This window comes from Polynucleobacter sp. 35-46-11, from assembly GCF_002281105.1.
Window position 1 is genome coordinate 1 of sequence record NZ_NCFJ01000458.1, and the last position, 1982, is coordinate 1982.

The 1982-nt window shown below is 46.6% G+C and carries 1 protein-coding gene; it reads left to right on the forward strand.

All coding sequences use genetic code 11. From position 1 onward, the window contains the following. Positions 1-233 precede the first annotated feature (233 nt). Positions 234-1982 (forward strand): DNA topoisomerase III (locus tag B7Y67_RS16315; protein ID WP_293599532.1); only part of this gene is annotated, 1749 nt, incomplete at its 3' end.

Here is a 1982-nt window from a genome sequence, read left to right on the forward strand (position 1 = left end):
GGAAAATTTAAGGCATTACAAGCGCATTCCAAAACCCCAAAATATGAGGATTTTGGACTTTTGTTAATTTATCGGTTAATAATAAAAAAGGGGTGTAGGAAAGATTGGCCCAAAAATGGGCTTAATTAGGCATCCTATTTGCACCCAATAAAACATGATTTCAAGCTCAAATTTAGGCAAAACGCGTGGCAACTAAAGCAACTACCAAAAAAAGCAGCTCAAAAACTTCAAGCATGGATCACCCTAAGGCGCTCATCATTGCGGAGAAACCTTCTGTTGCGAATGACATTGCCAAGGCTTTAGGAGGCTTCACTAAATATGAGGACTATTTCGAGAGCGATGACTTTGTCATCTCTTCTGCGGTGGGCCACTTATTAGAAATTGCTGCCCCGGAAGAATTTGATGTCAAACGTGGCAAATGGTCGTTTGCAAACCTACCCGTTGTGCCGCCCTATTTTGATTTACGCCCGATTGCCAAAACTGAATCGCGCCTCAAGGTATTGCAAAAGCTGATTAAGCGCAAAGATATCAATCAGCTTATAAATGCATGTGACGCGGGGCGTGAAGGTGAATTAATTTTCCGCTTGATTGCACAGCATGCGAAAGCGCCACAGGCCATTAAGCGTCTTTGGCTGCAATCTATGACCCCGGCAGCGATTCGTGATGGCTTTGCTTCGCTGCGTAGTGATGCCGACATGCAGCCTCTAGCAGATGCAGCACGTTGCCGCTCTGAAGCAGATTGGATGGTTGGCATTAACGGCACTCGCGCAATGACTGCATTTAATAGTAAGAGTGGTGGATTCTTTTTAACGACAGTTGGTCGAGTACAAACGCCAACCTTATCAATCGTTGTAGAGCGCGAAGAACTAATTCGTAAATTTGTCTCTAAAGACTATTGGGAAGTTAAGGCCGAATTTATTGCTGCAGCTGGCGTATATGAAGGCCGCTGGTTTGATCCGAAGTTTAAAAAAGATGTTGCTGCTCCAGATGCGCGCGAGAATCGCCTCTGGAGTGAAGCTGCCGCACAAAGCATTGTGGCTGCCTGTCGCGATAAAAAAGCGAGCGTCAAAGAAGAGGCCAAGCCAGCAACTCAGCTAGCGCCCCAATTGTTTGATTTAACTAGTTTGCAACGTGAGGCCAATGCACGCTTTGGCTTCTCCGCTAAAAATACCTTGGGTCTGGCCCAAGCACTTTACGAGCGCCATAAGGTGCTTACTTATCCGCGTACAGATGCCAAAGCTTTGCCCGAAGATTATTTGGACACCGTGAAGCAGACCATGGAGAACCTGGCTGAGAACTCATCAGAATATCGTCCATTTGCTAAACAAATTTTGCAGGGCGATCCTAAAGATCCAAAGGCAAAAGCTGGATATGGCTGGATCAAACCAAACAAACGTATTTTTGACAATTCAAAAATTTCTGATCACTTTGCGATCATCCCAACCTTAGAGTCCCCAAAGAGTCTCAGTGAGCCAGAGCAAAAGTTGTATGACTTGGTTGTTCGTCGTTTCTTGGCGGTGTTTTACCCTGCTGCCGAGTTCCGCGTCACCACTCGCATTACCGAAGCGTCAGGGCATCACTTTAAAACCGAGGGCCGTGTTCTAGTATCCCCAGGTTGGCTAACTGTCTATGGCCGATCCAACCAAGCAGATGATGAGTTGGTGGCTGTACAAGAGGGTGAAACCGTACAAACTGAATCTATCTCCGCCATCCCATTAAAAACCAAACCCCCTGCTCGCTATACCGAGGCAACCTTGCTATCCGCTATGGAAAGTGCGGGTAAATGGGTCGATGATGATGAGATGCGTGAAGCCATGGCTGAAAAGGGTTTAGGAACTCCCGCAACCCGTGCGGCGATTATTGAAGGCTTGCTAGCAGAAAAATATATGGTTCGCGAAGCACGTGAGCTGATTCCTACAGCTAAAGCATTCCAATTAATGACGCTATTGCGCGGCCTAGATGTGGAAGAATTAACGCGCCCT